This window comes from Candidatus Aegiribacteria sp. (assembly GCA_021108005.1).
Lineage (GTDB): Bacteria > Fermentibacterota > Fermentibacteria > Fermentibacterales > JCC-6 > Aegiribacteria.
Genome location: JAIORS010000170.1, coordinates 1 through 16,448, shown reverse-complemented (window position 1 = coordinate 16,448; position 16,448 = coordinate 1). Strand labels below are relative to the sequence as shown.

At 48.3% G+C, this 16,448-nt stretch carries 18 protein-coding genes; 7 read left to right on the top strand and 11 right to left on the bottom strand.

Annotated features, from left to right (window positions below; all coding sequences use genetic code 11):
* Positions 1–445 precede the first annotated feature (445 nt).
* Entirely contained in the window at positions 446–760 is a 315-nt protein-coding gene (locus K8S15_10555; GenBank protein MCD4776472.1) for a hypothetical protein, read from the bottom strand.
* On the opposite strand from K8S15_10555, the gene K8S15_10550 reads away from it, so the two are divergent.
* Entirely contained in the window at positions 733–873 is a 141-nt protein-coding gene (locus K8S15_10550) for a DUF4277 domain-containing protein (protein MCD4776471.1), read from the top strand. The genes K8S15_10555 and K8S15_10550 overlap by 28 nt on opposite strands.
* Here K8S15_10550 and K8S15_10545 read toward each other — a convergent pair.
* A complete protein-coding gene (locus K8S15_10545) occupies positions 842–1,579 on the bottom strand; it encodes a hypothetical protein (protein MCD4776470.1) in 738 nt (245 codons plus the stop codon). The genes K8S15_10550 and K8S15_10545 overlap by 32 nt on opposite strands.
* 192 nt (positions 1,580–1,771) lie before the next feature.
* Between K8S15_10545 and K8S15_10540 the strand changes: the two genes are divergently transcribed.
* Genes K8S15_10540 through K8S15_10530 form a run of 3 tightly spaced genes read left to right on the top strand, consistent with a single transcriptional unit; the run spans position 1,772 to position 4,537 of the window.
* Complete coding sequence (locus K8S15_10540; protein MCD4776469.1) at positions 1,772–3,253, top strand: ATP-binding cassette domain-containing protein; 1,482 nt, start codon at positions 1,772–1,774, stop codon at positions 3,251–3,253.
* A complete protein-coding gene (locus K8S15_10535) occupies positions 3,250–3,849 on the top strand; it encodes a hypothetical protein (protein MCD4776468.1) in 600 nt (199 codons plus the stop codon). Before K8S15_10540 ends, K8S15_10535 begins: the two co-directional genes overlap by 4 nt.
* On the top strand, positions 3,836–4,537 hold the full coding sequence (locus K8S15_10530) for an energy-coupling factor transporter transmembrane protein EcfT (GenBank protein MCD4776467.1): 702 nt from the start codon (positions 3,836–3,838) through the stop codon (positions 4,535–4,537). The genes K8S15_10535 and K8S15_10530 overlap by 14 nt, the downstream gene beginning before the upstream one ends.
* A gap of 18 nt (positions 4,538–4,555) precedes the next feature.
* Here the strand turns inward: K8S15_10530 and K8S15_10525 are convergent, their stop codons facing one another.
* Genes K8S15_10525 through K8S15_10485 form a run of 9 tightly spaced genes read right to left on the bottom strand, consistent with a single transcriptional unit; the run spans position 4,556 to position 11,787 of the window.
* Positions 4,556–5,332 carry an RNA methyltransferase gene (locus tag K8S15_10525; GenBank protein MCD4776466.1) on the bottom strand — a complete coding sequence of 259 codons (777 nt, stop codon included), beginning with the start codon at positions 5,330–5,332 and terminating at the stop codon, positions 4,556–4,558.
* Between the two features lie 45 nt (positions 5,333–5,377).
* Positions 5,378–6,331 (bottom strand): GDP-mannose 4,6-dehydratase, encoded by a 954-nt coding sequence (locus K8S15_10520; GenBank protein ID MCD4776465.1) that lies wholly within the window; start codon positions 6,329–6,331, stop codon positions 5,378–5,380.
* A gap of 28 nt (positions 6,332–6,359) precedes the next feature.
* Positions 6,360–7,544: a sodium ion-translocating decarboxylase subunit beta gene (locus K8S15_10515; protein MCD4776464.1), complete on the bottom strand. Its 1,185-nt coding sequence runs from the start codon at positions 7,542–7,544 to the stop codon at positions 6,360–6,362.
* Positions 7,545–7,571: 27 nt separating this feature from the next.
* Positions 7,572–8,012 carry a DUF2118 domain-containing protein gene (locus K8S15_10510; GenBank protein MCD4776463.1) on the bottom strand — a complete coding sequence of 147 codons (441 nt, stop codon included), beginning with the start codon at positions 8,010–8,012 and terminating at the stop codon, positions 7,572–7,574.
* Position 8,013: 1 nt separating this feature from the next.
* Positions 8,014–8,421, bottom strand: coding sequence for an OadG family protein (locus tag K8S15_10505; GenBank protein ID MCD4776462.1), 408 nt, complete (start codon positions 8,419–8,421; stop codon positions 8,014–8,016).
* On the bottom strand, positions 8,418–9,968 hold the full coding sequence (locus K8S15_10500) for an acyl-CoA carboxylase subunit beta (GenBank protein ID MCD4776461.1): 1,551 nt from the start codon (positions 9,966–9,968) through the stop codon (positions 8,418–8,420). Before K8S15_10500 ends, K8S15_10505 begins: the two co-directional genes overlap by 4 nt.
* Positions 9,969–9,970: 2 nt before the next feature.
* Positions 9,971–10,393: a methylmalonyl-CoA epimerase gene (gene mce / locus K8S15_10495; protein MCD4776460.1), complete on the bottom strand. Its 423-nt coding sequence runs from the start codon at positions 10,391–10,393 to the stop codon at positions 9,971–9,973.
* Positions 10,383–11,354 carry a methylmalonyl Co-A mutase-associated GTPase MeaB gene (gene meaB / locus K8S15_10490; protein MCD4776459.1) on the bottom strand — a complete coding sequence of 324 codons (972 nt, stop codon included), beginning with the start codon at positions 11,352–11,354 and terminating at the stop codon, positions 10,383–10,385. Before meaB ends, mce begins: the two co-directional genes overlap by 11 nt.
* 34 nt (positions 11,355–11,388) lie before the next feature.
* On the bottom strand, positions 11,389–11,787 hold the full coding sequence (locus K8S15_10485) for a cobalamin B12-binding domain-containing protein (GenBank protein MCD4776458.1): 399 nt from the start codon (positions 11,785–11,787) through the stop codon (positions 11,389–11,391).
* Between the two features lie 168 nt (positions 11,788–11,955).
* Between K8S15_10485 and K8S15_10480 the strand changes: the two genes are divergently transcribed.
* From K8S15_10480 to K8S15_10470, 3 genes are all read left to right on the top strand, one after another.
* Positions 11,956–12,417 carry a YbjN domain-containing protein gene (locus K8S15_10480; protein MCD4776457.1) on the top strand — a complete coding sequence of 154 codons (462 nt, stop codon included), beginning with the start codon at positions 11,956–11,958 and terminating at the stop codon, positions 12,415–12,417.
* A 21-nt stretch (positions 12,418–12,438) separates the two neighbouring features.
* On the top strand, positions 12,439–13,479 hold the full coding sequence (locus tag K8S15_10475; GenBank protein ID MCD4776456.1) for a ribose-phosphate pyrophosphokinase: 1,041 nt from the start codon (positions 12,439–12,441) through the stop codon (positions 13,477–13,479).
* Positions 13,480–13,531: 52 nt separating this feature from the next.
* Positions 13,532–16,448: GNAT family N-acetyltransferase (locus K8S15_10470; GenBank protein ID MCD4776455.1), on the top strand; the 2,917-nt coding region annotated here is incomplete at its 3' end.

Genomic DNA, 16,448 nt, shown 5'->3' with positions numbered 1-16,448 from the left:
AGACTATTATCCTACTCTCTGTCGAGATCACCAGCCCACACAACTCCGATACAGTACGGGCTGTAATTAGATACGGGACGGGTATCAGAATCAGCGCTCTTTCTGTTTCATTCATAGTCAGATATCGCCAGTAGGATTGTCCTTGACCTTATACGTAAACATTTGTATACACTTCATGAGAATAATGGTGATCCTGTCATGAATGTATGCTCTGCTGTTATGCGGATGAAACGGATCATGGACGGAAAGGCACCTGACGAGAGGTTGGGTTGTCAGGCGCTTCACCTTTCACCCGGAGGTGAATAGTGGGCGCTTTCTGCGTATACCCGGACGAATACAGACCCAGGCAGCCGAAGAGTACTCCTCCTGTAATACGAACTGAAAAAGACTGTTATTCGCGTCCGGACTATTGCCCGTATGTTGAACTAGCAGGACCAGATACGGGTTAGAGGATCAGAAACGATGATATCTTCGTATCTGGCGGGATATTCTCTTCCAGTATTCCTATATTCCACCATTCACCAGGTACAAGAATAACCGAAGCGTTAAGTTCCTCGATAATAACCAATGGGTTACCGGTTTCGCCCCAGAATACACCTTCGAACCGGTAGTTATCCTGAAGGTCGGAAAATGTTGAACCGGGTCCTGTTCCCCTGTCGGTATCCTTGTGCCGCAGACTTTCGGTGGCATGGCCAACTGGAATCCTCGTGTTCATGCACTGATTACTGACACCTGCCCGGACAGAGAAGGGAATGCCCAAATACTACTTCACTGCTTGGTCGGGAGATTCCTGCTGTTTCATTCAATGACACCACTGTGGGGAGAGCCATGGATGTCCTCTTCAATGCGGGCAGTAAGAAGATATTCTCTTAACAGAGTAATAAGTCAACTCATCAATTAGTATTGGTGCCCCTTGAATAATTTCATCCGCAGTATTGAATAAATGATCCGAAAACATTACACTTCCACCGTACTCCTCATGAACATCTACTTCTAAATCTAAAGAAAGGTTAAATTTGATTGGGCATTCTGCGATTCTGGTTCCTTCGCCTTCAACTATTGCGCCTGCATAATCCCAAGCAAAACCAAAGAAATCAAAGTCTGCACCGTTCCATTCCTTAAAATCCTGTAAAGACATTCCAGTGCTTACACCGCATTCACTTGAAATAACCTGTGTACCCTTAATTGAATAGACTTCATCAAATATGTAATAATTCGCTTCCAAGAAGCTTAAGGTATTTCCATCCTCTTCCCATAAATACCTAATGACTTGTCCATTCTCAGGATTTGTTAATACCGTATTATCAAACATCACTGTACCTTCAGCATACCAGGATTGACCATCAACTAAATTTTCTTCACCAAACTCAGAAATTAATTGCTCTTTACTTGTAATTTGACCATAATCTTCAATCGTAAAATAGAGACCTTTTATGATTTCTTCTTCGAGCATATTTTCAGTTGAATCTATGATTTCAACTGTCATTTCAGAATCGTTGTTCATTTCTGTATTTTCGGCATCCCCACCACAGGAGAATAAGAACAAACTCAAAAAGGCAATAACTACTGCAATTATCATGATTTCCTTCCACCAACTGGAATCACATTTTTGAAGAAGGTAACGTATTTCCGCTCTATTTCTTCCCTCAGCAACTCTATGAAACTGCTAATGCATATAAATCTATCGGCTAAAACTTCAGATGTCAGCACCTGTCCTTGAATTATTATATTCCGGAAACAGTTATGTCTGAAAATCATATCGAAAGTATGAATGAATAACGGATTCGCTCTCGAGAATATTACTGTAAACTGCGGAGACAACTATCTGCTGAAGAATATTTCAATGGATATTCCCCTGGGAAAAATTCTTCTGGTTGCGGGTGAGTCCGGTAGCGGCAAATCTTCACTGGGACGCCTTCTGACAGGGTTGATTCCACATCAGTATCCTGCAGCCATCAAAGGATCTGTCCGGCTGAATGGAGAAAATATTCTTGACAAAACCCCCGAACATCTGGCCGGAACAATTGCCCATGTGGCTTCAGAACCCTGGAGCCGGTTTTTTCAGATAAACGTCCGGGATGAACTGGCTTTTGGCCCTAGAAACCTTGGCTGGTCACAGGAAAGGACTGAAGCATCAGTTCATAAAACCGCTGAGATGCTGGGGCTGACTCCTCTGCTTCACAGCCGGGTTGATACCCTGTCAGGCGGACAACTGCAGAAGCTTTCAATAGGAGCGGCTCTTGCCATGGAGAGTTCATGGCTTATCCTGGACGAGCCTTCATCCTACCTTGATCTTGCAAGCCTTCATCGATTGATAGACATCCTTGTAGAAATACACGAACTCAATCATCTGGGCATTGTGCTGCTTGAACACAGGATAGGTGAATTCGCGCCGATTGCTGACGATGTGGCTATTCTGAACAACGCGGAACTGGTCTTTCATGATTCCCGTGAATGCTTCAGTGAAAGAGCGGATTCGCTTTGTGATTCCTGCGGTCTTCGGCATCCGGATATTCATGATCCCGAGAAATGGAATGAAGTCATTCCTGATGAGGAAGAGCCTGTGGCTTCAGAACCTTTACTGGAAATTGAGAACGTTTCCTTCTCTTATGGAAACAGGGGGGTATTGGAAGCGTTGGATCTTAGCGTACATCCAGGTGAAATTCTTGCGCTTGCCGGGTCAAACGGGTCCGGAAAAACAACGCTGGGCAGAATTGCGGCGGGGTTGTTGAAGCCGGCACAGGGCGAAATCAGATTTAACGGCAAGAAAAAAACCTCCGTAGACGGGCGGATTGCTGGAATGCTGTTTCAGAATCCGGCCAGCATGCTGTTTTCAGATGACGTAAGGAAAGAACTCCTCTCCGGTCCTGAGAACTACCGTATAGATCTTAAAGAAAGTGAACTGGAAATAGTGGTTGAATGTATGTCTCTTGGAGGACTGATGCAGCGACATCCTCAGCGGCTTTCAAGGGGACAGAGGCTGAGAGTGGCCATAGCGGCTGTTCTTCTTCTGAACCCGCGACTCATAATAGTTGACGAGCCAATTCGTGGACAGGACTGGCGCAGCCTCAGCAGGATGATGGGATATATGAAAGACTATGTGAGGAGTACGAACAGCGCCTGTATCCTTATTACCCATGAGTACAAGCTGATGTATCATTTCGCTGACAGGATAGCCCTGCTGGAGGATGGAACCATTAAGCGAATAGGATCACCGGCAAACAGAACCGGCACAGATAAGGCCGTAATATGAAAGCCATGAACGCTAAGGAACTGGTTGTCATTGGATGCTTCGGCGCAGTCGGAGCAGCTCTTGAGATCAGCCTTGGAACTCTCCTGCACACGTTCAAATTCGTTCCTTTCAAAGGTCTTCTGATGACCTCTCTTCTCGTTGTCATTCTTGTGGCATCACGAATACTTACAGGTCGCCGAAGCGCGCCTTTCATGGTTGGCGCGGTAATCGCGACTTTAAAAATGCTAAGCCCTGGTGCTGTGTATTTTACGGTTACGATAGCCATTCTGCTGGAAGGTTTCACCGTATTCGCAGTTCTCTCTGCAGGCTCTGTGGAAAAACCTTTTCTGCCTGTACTGGCAGGAATATGCGCAGCTTTCTACAGCCTTGCGCACAAATTTTTAATCAACGGAATTCTCATGGGATCCGAGATCTTTGAAATTTACCTGAAACTTCTAAGAGACGCTTCTCTCATTCTTGGCATGAAACCCTCCGACGCATTATGGCTTCTTGTTCCAGTGTTTTTCCTTCATGTAGCGTTCGGGTCTGCCGCGGGTTATTTCGGCTGGAAGCTTGGAAATTATCTGCGTCGTGTTACACGGTATGAAAAGTCCTGACTCGTTAGCTCCGGGCATCTACGGATACATGTTCCTTATGGCGGGAGTTATAGCGGGTTTCATTTTTCTCTCCCTTCTCTTCCAGATAGCTGGATTCCTCTTCCTTTTACTTTACGCATTGGTTTTTCAGCGGGATGCCCTGAGCCGAATGGCCAGATGGCCTCTTATTATCTTTGCGGTGACCGTACTGTCTGTATCCGCAATACATCTTGAATCAGGCGCGGAAGAATACTTGAAAATCAATATTGAGCCCTCAGGAATTCTCCTTGGGCTTCACATGCTGATGCGTGCTGTCAGCATTTTCATAGCAGCTCAGATATTCTCTGTGAGGGTTCCTGTTCTTGATCTTACCAGACTGGCGGATGCCATCGGAATGAGGGGGTTCGGCTTCTCTCTGGGGGTTGCTTTCCACATGCTGCCGGAAGTACATTCAATCGCCAGAGAAACCAGAGACGCGCTAAAACTCCGGGGAAATTTCAGAATTCACAGAATACATGCTACGAAGCAGTGGCTAATAGCGATTCTGGTTCAGCTGATTCAAAGGAGTGATGAAGTAGTATCCGCAGCCCGGACAAGGGGGTTCGGAAGCGGAAAAAGATACAGGTATTTCCCCGAATGGCACGCCGGAGACTCATTGATCGTTACGGTTATAATAGTTGCGTTTATTCTGGATTCCGTACTTTTATAGTGACAAAATGTTTAGATGTTAGGCCCGGCACCCGAGGTGGTAGAGGAGTATTGAGGCGCTGACGGCGGCGTTAAGGGATTCCACTCCCTCAGCCATAGGTATTGCGATTATTCCTTTCAGTTGTTTTACAACCTTTTCAGAGATTCCATGGGCTTCCGAGCCTACTACCAGACCTATGCACCTGTCTCCTTTTTGAAACCTGTCGATATCCTCACCCGAAGTGACCGCACCATAGAAATCCATTTCATCGGCATTACTTCGCATGAATGCGGCCAGATCCGTATCGAAACTTACCTTTGCGACTGAATTCAACCCGACGGCGGCCCGTGTAATCTTGGGGGCGAACGGGCAGCAGCTGCCCTTTCCGGCGATTACAGCGGTACATCCGAACGCTGCCGCGGACCTTATTATGGTTCCCATGTTCCCCGGATCCGAAATACTGTCCAGCAGCAGGAAAACACCCTCCCGGGGGATACTGTCAATATTTACCGAGGGAAGACGGCAAACCGCTGTAATACCCTGCGACGATTCCGTGTCCGAAATATCCGCAAATAACTTTTCAGGGATTTCCAGAACGTCTATGCAACCAATCAAAGCAGCCTTTGCCGTCGTTCGGGACAAATGAGCGGCTTCTTCCGAAACGATTATCCATTCAGGTTTTTCTTTCTGCATGTAATCGGACACAAATCTGGGGCCCTCCATCAGAAAAAGGCCGTGTTTCTGTATTCCGGATCTGGAGTGAAGCATTCGCGCGATCTTAAGCCTTGCATTCGAAGGGCTTGTAACTTTATGCATGATCTTTTCCGCAGCGTGACAGTTTCTCAAACAGGATGGTTTTCTTCACTTACTGAGAATTTCCCGGATGATAGAGTCAATGTCAGCTTCGGGCGTTTTTCCCGCAAGGGATTTAAGAAGAGATACATCCGGCGCTCTTCTGTACATGTCCTCGAAGTCTTCTGGGTATGCATCTTCGTATGGAATAAGTACTATCTCTGAATCCGATCCTGATATTCTCCTTACCCGCTCCGCAAGGTCTCCTATGGATATTTCCTGAGTTGACCCGACATTGACAACTTTACCAACAGCATCCGGATTCTCAATCAGCGAGACTATGGCGTCCACAATTTCGTAAACCAGAGAGAAACACCTTGTCTGCTTTCCATCGCCGAAAACGGTTATTGGTTTTCCGTTGACCGCCTGCTCAATGAACCTGGGAAGAACCATGCCGTACCTGCCTGACTGACGTGGTCCCACTGTATTGAAAAGCCTGCCAATTACAACAGGCAGCCCTTTTGCCTTCCAGTATGCCAGCGCAAGAAATTCATCGATGGCCTTTGAACAGGCGTAACTCCACCTGCTTCTGTTGGTTGCCCCCAGAACGATGTCCCCGTTCTCACGGAATGGAACGTCATCGCTTTTTCCGTAAATCTCGGAAGTGGAAGTTATGAAAACAGGAATACCGAATGATTCCGTCAACATAAGTATGTTCTCCGTCCCCATTACATTCGTTTCGATGGTTTCCACCGGTTGACGGATAATTTTCTCGACCCCCACTGCCGCGGCAAGGTGAATCACCTTCCGGCATTGACTCACCAGCTCTTTTGTCAGTGATTTGTCAAGAACCGAACCCCTGGCGAACCTGAAGGAAGGGTTATCAGAACAATCATCAAGGTTGGCGAGGCTTCCCGTCGAGAGATCGTCAAGCACAAGAACACTTTTCCCCCTTGAAAGAAGCAGTTCGCAGAGGTGTGAGCCGATGAATCCGGCTCCACCTGTTACAAAGTAATCGTATATGCCTGTATTCTGCAAAATCGCTTCCTTTCTAGTGAGGAACGATGCTCAGAAGCACACCGGCAGCTATAGCGCTTCCGATAACTCCAGCGACATTGGGTGCCATCGCATGCATGAGAAGGTGGTTGTTCCTGTCGTATTTTCTTCCCTCTACTTCAACGACCCTGGCGGAATCGGGAACCGCCGATACGCCTGCCGCACCGATAAGCGGATTAATCCTGTTGTCACCCTTGAGGAAAAGGTTAATGAACTTGGCGAAAAGAACTCCTCCGGCTGTAGCAATCGCGAAACTGATCGCTCCAAGGATAAAGATCTTCAGAGAGTCAAATGTAAGGAAGTAGCTTGCCTGGGTACTCGTTCCCACGGCAAAACCAAGAAGGATTACTACAATATTGTTAAGGGATCCCTGTGCGCTTTTTGCCAGCCTGCCGGTAACACCGCTCTCCTTTAAAAGATTTCCGAAGAACAGCATGCCAAGAAGAGTAATGGCTCCGGGAGCTATGAAAGCTGTTATCAGGAAGGCAATTATGGGAAACAGTATTTTCTCGGTCTGTGAAACCTGGCGAACCGGTTTCATTTTTATAAGACGCTCTTCCTTCGTTGTAAGAAGCCGCATGATCGGAGGCTGTATAACGGGAACAAGCCCCATATAGGAGTAAGCCGCTATTGCTATCGCTCCAAGGAGCGTTGGGGCCATCTGGCTGGCAACGAAAATCGCGGTGGGGCCATCAGCACCTCCTATGATCCCAATGGAGGCAGCCTCCTGCAGATTGAATCCGAGTAACAGTGATCCCAGCAGCGTGATGAATATGCCTATCTGAGCTGCGGCTCCGAGGAGAAGCAGTTTAGGGTTGGAGAGCAGTGCGCTGAAATCGGTCATTGCCCCGATACCAAGGAAGATCAGAGGAGGAAAAAGGCCGCTCTTCACTCCGAAGTAAAAAAGGCTGAATACGGATTGCTGACCGCCGAGAACATCCTGATATCCTATGGGCATCAGTGCCGGATTGTAGGGTATGTTACCCGCTATTATGCCAAAACCTATGGGAATGAGAAGAAGAGGCTCATAATCTTTCTTGATGGCAAGGTATATCATCACAAGGCCGATGACTATCATTATGATGTTGCCTGGTTCAACCTGTCCGAAGCCGGTATCATCAAGATAGGAAAGCAGATCAAGCCGTTGACTGTCTCCCTGGAGGGTGCCGGTTATCCACATGATGAGTTTTGAGGAAATGGACATGTATCAGCCTCCGACTTTCATGATGATCGCGTTTTCAAGAATATTCTCGCCTTCGGACACAAAAATCTCAGCCACCGTTCCCGAGGTGGGAGATTCTATCTCATTCTCCATTTTCATCGCCTCCATAATCGCCACTGGCTGCCCTTCATTTACTTCATCTCCCTCTTTTACCAGGATTTTCAAAATAACTCCCGGTAAAGGCGCGATTACTTCTCCCGATCCTGTTGAAACGCTCGGGGGAGATGTTCTGTCAGGCACCTCAGCAGCGTTGATAACGTGACGGTTTCTTTTTATCACAGGGGTTTTCGATGCTTTTCTCATGGGAGCTTCAACCTCAACCTGGTAGGTTCTACCGTCGAGTGTTACTTCCAACGAATCATCAAGTATCCTTCCAACGTTAACATCGTACGTTCTATCGTTTATCTTAATTTTGTACTCGGGCATTTCAGCGACTCCTGACTCTGTTCTGCAGCGATCCTGACTCTTGAATGTGTTCAGCTCTCCCGGCAAGCTTCCATGGGGTGAAGGGTTTTTCATAGGTTTCCCAGGTCAGCTTCATGTTCTCCACCTGATCAAGAAGGCAGAAGTGGGCATGAATTGCCGCGGATACCGCGGCTACTTCCTCCGATGTCATGATTCTATCATTATCCTGATGTAAAAGAGATTCTTTTTTCTTTCTATCCAGACCGAATCTATCCTCAACCCATCTCTCGAGAGCGGGGAGTACGAAAGACAGCAGAACAAGACCGAAAAATACGGTTGCCATGCCTACCAGGGCTATCCCCAGCCCACTTTCAATGACAGCTGAACTCGATTGGAAAACTGTAAGGGCGATGAATGCAGACCATATCATAACGGGATGTTTCCATGTTTCTTGGGAGGCAGTGTCTGTCTTTTTCCGGCAAGCATCTCAAGGGCCTTGATAATCCGGAACCTTGTATTGGATGGCATAATCACATCATCCAGATAACCTCTTGAAGCCGCATCGTAAGGGTTGGCGAATTTGTCGCGGTACTGGTCCACCAGTTCCTTCTTTCTGGCAACGGGATCTTTTGCCTCCTGAATCTCACGGCGGAATATGATCTCTACCGCCCCGTCGGGTCCCATAACGGCTATTTCCGCGGTGGGCCAGGCGTAATTGATATCCGCCCTGATATGCTTGGAACTCATCACATCGTAGGCGCCGCCGTAAGCCTTCCTGGTAATTACCGTGATCTTTGGTACGGTCGCCTCGGCATAGGCGAACAGAAGCTTGGCGCCGTTCCTGATTATCCCGCCGTATTCCTGTACAGTTCCGGGCATGAAACCGGGCACATCCACAATGGTTACCACGGGAATGTTGAACGCGTCGCAGAAGCGTACAAAACGGGCTGCTTTAATCGATGCGTTGTTGTCCAGCACCCCTGCAAGATAGGAAGGCTGGTTCGCCACGATTCCCACCGAACGGCCGTTCATCCTTGCGAAACCGATGACGATGTTGGGAGCGTAGGCCCGCTGGATTTCAAGGAATTCGCCGTTGTCCGTAACAGCTTCTATGATCGTACGCATTTCGTAGGGTTTGTTGGGGTTGTCCGGCACGAATTCGTCCAGCCACATTTCCATCCTGTCAGGAGGATCTGCGCATGGCATACTGATGGGATCTTCCATGTTGTTCTGCGGAATGTAACTGATGAGTTTTCTGATAAGAAGAAGAGCTTCCCGCTCTTCTTCACACACAATGCTGCATACTCCACTCCGTTTGCTGTGGATACCCGGTCCTCCGAGCTGATCCTTCGTAACAACTTCCCCGGTAACAGCCTTCACAACTGTAGGACCCGTAACGAACATGTAGCTTGTATTTTCAACCATTATAGTGAAATCGGTTATTGCCGGGCTGTAGACGGCTCCTCCGGCGCAGGGGCCCAGTATAGCTGATATCTGGGGAATAACCCCTGAATAAAGTACGTTCTTAAGGAATATCTTTCCGTAACCGGCAAGACTTTCAATGCCCTCCTGTATCCTCGCGCCGCCGGAATCGTTTAGCCCTATCAGGGGGGCTCCGTTCATGGCGGCCATATCCATTATTTTAAGAATCTTTTCAGCAAAGGTTTCGGAAAGACTGCCGCCCAGGACCGTGAAATCGTGGGAGAAAACGTACACTTGCCTGCCGTCTATGGTTCCGTAACCGGTAACCACGCCGTCACCGGGGATCTTCTTCTTTTCCAGGCCGAAACTTGTTGACCTGTGTGTGACAAGCATGTCGAATTCTTCGAAGCTGTCTTCGTCAAGGAGAATATCTATTCTTTCCCTTGCGGTCAGTTTGCCCTTCTCATGCTGTTTTTCTATCTTCTCTTCGCCACCGCCCGCAAACGCTTTTTCTCTCAGAGCGCGGAGTTTATCTGCTTTTTCCAGAGAACTCATTGTCAGTTTTCCTTTTCAGCTTTCGGATGTTCACATAATTCAGTAAGGACTTTCCCGCTTGCAGCGGGGTGGATGAACGCTATTTCCGTTCCTCCCGCTCCCTTCCGAGGGGTGTTATCTATCATTTTTATACCCTTGCGCTTCAACGAATCTACTTCACCGGATGCGCTGTCAACAGAGTATGCGATGTGATGCATTCCCTGTCCCCGCTTCTCGATTGCCTTCGCGATCGGGCTGTCTTCCGAAGTTGGTTCAAGAAGCTCTATTCTGGATTCGCCAACGCTGAACATCCCTACGCGAACCTTCTGGGACGGGACTTCCTCGATCCCAAGGAATTTCAGCCCAAGGCTATCCCGGTAGAACGGGATTGACGCCTCCAGGTTCTCAACTGCAATACCGATGTGATCAATCCCTTTAATACTCATTTTCACTCTCCCGTTTATTATCAATAAATTCAGAAAGCATTTCACCTATACCATAGGGAGTAGTTTCACCCTTAAGGATGGATTCTACAGCTTCTTCAACGCTTCCGTACCTGTCAGAAACCAGTTTTCGGGCAATATTCCTTCCCTTTTCACGGATGATACTGCCAAGGATCAATGAAGTTCGTCTTTGGACTATTTCCTTCCGTTCGGTTAACGAAGAGATGTAACTTGTTATAGTCTCTGTGAGAAGTTCAATTCCTTCCCCTGTCCGGGCGGAACATCTTACAACCGGGGGTCGTTCGGCCTGATCGGGGAGAAGTTCAAGGCTGGCGTTTACCGACATCTCAAGCTGTTCTATCTCTGGTCTGTCAGCCTTGTTGAGAACTATGATGTCCGCGATTTCCATTATTCCGGCTTTCATGGTCTGAACCTCATCTCCCAGTCCGGGGACCAGAACAAGAAGAGTAATATCGGCAAGGGAGGCTATCTCAACTTCCGCCTGACCAACTCCCACGGTTTCAACGAGCACCGGATCGTAAGACGCAGCGGCAAGAACTTCCAGAGCATCTCTTGTGGCTCCCGAAAGTCCCCCAAGATGCCCCCTGCTTCCCATGCTGCGGATAAATACCAGGGGATCGGAAGCATGATCCTGCATTCTGACCCTGTCCCCCAGCAGAGCTCCTCCGGAAAAGGGAGAGGAAGGATCTACGGCAATAACGCCCACTTTATTATCGTGCGCTCTCCAGAAGGTTATCAGGCGATTTGTAAGCGTACTCTTCCCGGCTCCCGGGGGACCGGTGATTCCAACCGTAAGGCTTGACCGTTCAGGGTTGTAAAGAGAATGCATAATCGAGGGCGCCAGGGTATGGCCGTTTTCAACCATTGAAAGAACTCTCGCAAGCCCTCTTACGTCACAATTTCGCACCATATGCGCGAATTTATCTGTCTCGCTGGAAAGCAAGTTTACCTCCGGCTGAATTGATTCTGCAGGTGATTCAGCGAGTCTGGGTTTCCAGCTCAATGAAGTTAACAACCTCTGTCGAGGCAGTTCCCGGTGTGAAAATGGCTTTGAAACCAACCTCTTTAAGACCCGGGATATCTTCCTCCGGGATAACACCTCCGCCGAAAAGGATGATGTCCGAGCCACCCTTTTCTTTTAGAATTCTGGCCACTTCAGGGAAAAGGTGGTTATGAGCTCCGGAAAGAAGAGAGAGGCCGACGAAGTCAACGTCCTCCTGAATGGCTGCGTTGGCAATTGCTTCAGGTGTTTGGCGGATACCGGTATAGATGACTTCCATTCCTGCATCTCTGAGTGCTCTAGCTATGTACTTGGCTCCCCGGTCATGTCCATCCAGGCCTGGTTTTCCTATCAGAACCCTGACTTTGCGATCCATTCCCGCCTCCGGTTATTTAAATGCAGTAATCCCGCTGATTGGCAGCGGGAAACACGTTTTTACAGAAAGTAACAGGGCTTTCATAACAACACTTCCCGAAAGCTCTTTCAATGAGCATAATATAATTGTCTTTATTTCATATGCATAATCCTATATTGGAGGTTTAGTTTGAAGAAGGTAGTTTTCATATTGCTGGGTATAACAGCAGTTTCTTTTGCAGAGGTAAGTGGTGATATGGTCGCGGGATACCTTGACCGGATCGGTGAGGATCTGGTTTATGAAAGAGTTGAAAACGAGTTTATACTGCTTGCTACAACCGCCGACAGTTCTCAAATTCCCTACATGTACATTCTTGTAGATTCTGAAATGGAAGGCTGTCTTCTTGTGGCTCTTACTCCCGGAATAGTGCCCGAATCCGGGGCCGAAAGAACGGCTGCCCTCGAAACACTAGCTCAGCTCAACTGGAACAATACATGGGTCAAGTTCGCAAGCGATATAGAAACCGGGGAAGTAACAGCAATGTATACTTTTTCAACGGAAGACGGGTTGGGATATAATTCCTTCGCGGTGATGCTCAACCTTCTTCTCGGAACTGTAGACGAAAATTGGGAAATTCTTTCAGCAATCTGATTTCAGGCAACGGAGGGTGAAATGTTTGGCAAAATAGCCATATGCTGTGGAAGGTCCAGTCAATCACTAGGATTCCGTATATGTGAAATTCTCGGGATAGAACCCGAACCCGTGGATTTTGTACAGTTTTCGAACGGCAACCTCATGGTGAATTTCGTTGGAGAATCCGTTCGCGAAAAGGACGTATTCGTAATACAATCGGGAGACCGATCCATTTTTCAGGACCGAGACAATGCCTTCGGTACAGTTTCCGGTGACATACTGGAGCTGTTTCAGATGATTTACGCTCTGAAAGACAGTGCTGGAAGGATAACAGCAGTTACTCCTTATTTTCCGTACGCAAGAAGCGACAAAAAGGATAAACCCAGAATCGCCATAACCGCCAAGATGATGTTTGACATGCTTGAATCGGTTCGGGCAGACCGCGTTCTAACCATGACTCTTCACTGCCCCCAGAGCCAGGGTTTCAGCGATATCCCGGTTGATCAGCTGCATGCGGACGAAGTTTTTCTTGATAAGATCGTATCTTTCGATTCTGACAAACTTGCTTTTGTAGCTCCGGATACCGGCAGCATAATGAACAACGATTTCCTGGCTATGCATGTAGCCCGTTCCTTGAAGGAAGAAGGAAGATCTCCCGATATTCAGACAGGCTACGTGAAAAAGGTCAGGATAGATGACAGTGAAACCCCTCATGTAAAAACAGTAGAGGGTATAGATGACCTTTCGGGGAGAACTGTCATCATGAACGATGACGAAACACTTTCCGGTAAAAGTTTGGTCATGTGCGCGGAGATCGCTATGGAACGGGGCGCAAAAGATATCTACGCTTTCGTTACCCATGGAATCCTCTCCGGCAACGCCGTTCGAAGGATCGAGGAAAGCCCCATGACGAAACTGTACGTAACGGATACGGTGGAGTTCGATACCGAAGCCGCTGAAAAGGTGATAGGGGGCCCTGTTACGAAAATCGAAACTCTTTCTGTAGCAAGAATATTCGCTGAGGCCATCAAGCGGACCCACGAAGGGAAGAGCCTCAGTTCACTGTTCCTTGGAAAATAGCGACTCGGAATTACCCGCTATACGAAACCTGCATTCGCGAAAAGAGATTCATATGACAGACATACGTTTTGAGGTTTACACGAAGCTCAATGCCGAAGCAGTTGCAGCGATGTGGTCAGAGAGCAGAGAGGGCTGGCCTCCGGGATTTCTGGGAGCATCGGAATTCACAGCCGATAGCGTTGAAATGAAAGAGAATTCTTCCGGCAAGCTGTATACGGTGCTTGCTATAGATGGTGAAAGAATCGTTGGTTATTGCCGCACAACTCCCTATGGGGGAGAGCATGATGCCGCATACGTTGCGCTTCTTAATGTAGTGCCAGACCTTCACGGCAGGAAACTGGGGAAAAAACTCCTTCTTGACGCTGTTAGAAGAACAGCCGAAGACGGTTTCTACCGTGTTGATCTTCACACATGGCCCGCTAATCTAAAAGCGATGCCCCTGTACAAGAAAACAGGTTTCTTCTGGGTTCCGGACAGCAATGTCTATATGCAGAATTACATGCCGTTCCTTCTTGGAAGAACTGAATTCAGGGAATTTCTTGGTGATACCGACTGGTACGATTGCTTCGTCCGCGAACTGGAGGTTGAGCCTGATGAACAGAGAACCGAAGACGGTCGGGAGATTTTCAGTTACCTTTTCAAAATAGGAGAGAAAAGTTTCAGGGCTGAATTCGACAGAAGGGGAAGGATACTGTCATCCCTGCAAACTCCATTCCTGTCGGCTGCCGTTAAGACAAACAGAGGGAAAATCTTCTACGGAAAGGCTGTGAGAATCGGTATAGAGGGCAATTCCCTGCCGCAGGAACTTTCAATAGAATCGCACAAATATCTTACTGCACCGGAATCGGTAACCGTTCAAGATGCTTCGGACGGCTTTGATGTTATTCCCGAACCTGTTGAAGTGCCTGTCCCCGACAGGGACAGATCTCCAAGAGTATCCACTGTACTGCCTGGTAAAAATCCTCTTGAAATCGGCATAGGCATAAGGGCTGAGGAACCTGTTTCGATTCTATCAACCCCGGTACGCAGAATTGCCCGGGAACAGAAGGAACTCTCGCTGGACATCAGAAAACATTCAGAGGTTGATTCTTTCGGACTGGAAGCCAGACTTAACGGAAACCTTTTCCTTAACGAGAATTATGCTCTGGGAGACGATATTTTTAAAAGGATCAGCATTTCTCTGCCGGATACCGAACCCGGATTGAACGAGCTGGGATTAACCATTTTCTGCGATGGCGCAGCTGGCGCTGAGGAGAAGATCATCCTTGTTTCGGGCCCCTTCACGGGAACCCCGGAAGCCGCCCTTACCCGGAAAACAGCCGTTATAGTGGGTGAGAATATCACGCTGGGAATATCCAGGACGGGAGCCATGGGAACCATATGGATTCCCGGAGTGGATGACAGTGAAGAGATGGCCGGATTCGCAGGAATGTCCGCAGGGCCCCCATACTGGAATTCCGACCTGCCGCACCAGGTGTACGACATCACTTTGAACAGTAGTGAGATCATCGCCGGGACAATCTGGCCATCCCGTCCGGGATTGAAGCATGAGATCAAGTATAGAATAGATCCTGCGGGTTTCCTGGAGGTAATCAGCAGTGTTTTTAACGGCTCTCCCTCGGATCAGAGGGTTAATTTCGCCGGAAGGTGGGGAGGGGGATATCCCTTTGTTGGCGGAGCCCGGATAATTCCACTCAAGAAGGGTATTTTCGCCTGCAGGGAAGTGTACAACCAGATTCCGGATACGACGGAGGACTACCCGAGGGAAATATCAGAACTTGGCGCTCCCTGGCTTGCGATATCCAGCGGAAAAAAATCCCTTATGGCCTGGTTCCCTTCCTGGGAGAAACTGCAGCATGGCAGACCTGAAACAGAAGAGTTTGTAATACCACCCGGAGAAAGTGTTCAATCCCCCGCATTCAGAGTACTTCTTTCTAATGGAGATCTTAAAAATCTTCTGAGTGACGCAAGGATACTTGGCTGGGACACCGGTTCTTCGTTGAATAAGGTAAGTTTCATTCAACACAATATTGAACCGATAATGGGGGAAGGTTACGAACTAAGTCTTTCCCATAATCTCCTGGGAAAACGCAAAAGCACCATAGCAATAAACGGCTCCCTTGCTGCTGAAGGCACCGTCAATAGCAGTAATTCAATATCGGCACCTGTCACCGAAGCTGGAATCGTAGAAATTTCCCTTGGAATCGCCGGCAGGGACAGTGTTTATCCCGCACGGATAATCAGCGGTAAGGCTGAACTTCCCGAACTTTCCGAAAATGATGGAATCCTCACTATATCCAACAGCAGATTGAAAGCTCTGATAGACCCTTCGGAATTCGGACATGTGTACAGCCTGCTCCTGGACGGCGTAGAAAACCTGCAGTCTTCCCACCCTGGTCCTTCAGATTTCGCATGGGAGAAACCCTGGTTCGGAGGCATCCATCCCAGGATAATGGGCAACAGGAATAACCCCTTCAAACTCGATACCGTTGACTGCGCCTGGGACAGGTTTGAAACCATTACAGCCGGTCTGCCGGAAAGAGGCTGGGAAATGCGCTGGAGGGTGAATCACAAAAAGTACGGTTCTCTTGATCTTACATGGAGAGTCTCCATGACGCCTGAGGTGCCGCTTCTGAAAACCTGGTTCTCGCCGGAAGCCTGCGGCGGGGTTTACCTGGGCGGTGAGTTCGATATAAGGGGATTTCTGGACCCCGGAGGAGAACACGGCAAAGCTGTCCTTACCACACAGAGTAACCCTCGGTTAAGGCAAGGCAGGGGGCATGCCGGCGCGTGGCTCAAGGCGGGGCGCTGGGGCCGTGTGGAGACGCCGGAAAGGGGTTTCGTGGAAGTACATCTCATAAATGAAGATATCCTTTTCGCGGAGGATTTCGCGGACAGCGGATGCAATCTTTCAGTTTTCAACATGATGGACAGAAAAAAGGAGATTGAGGCTCTCTGGATATTCGGGA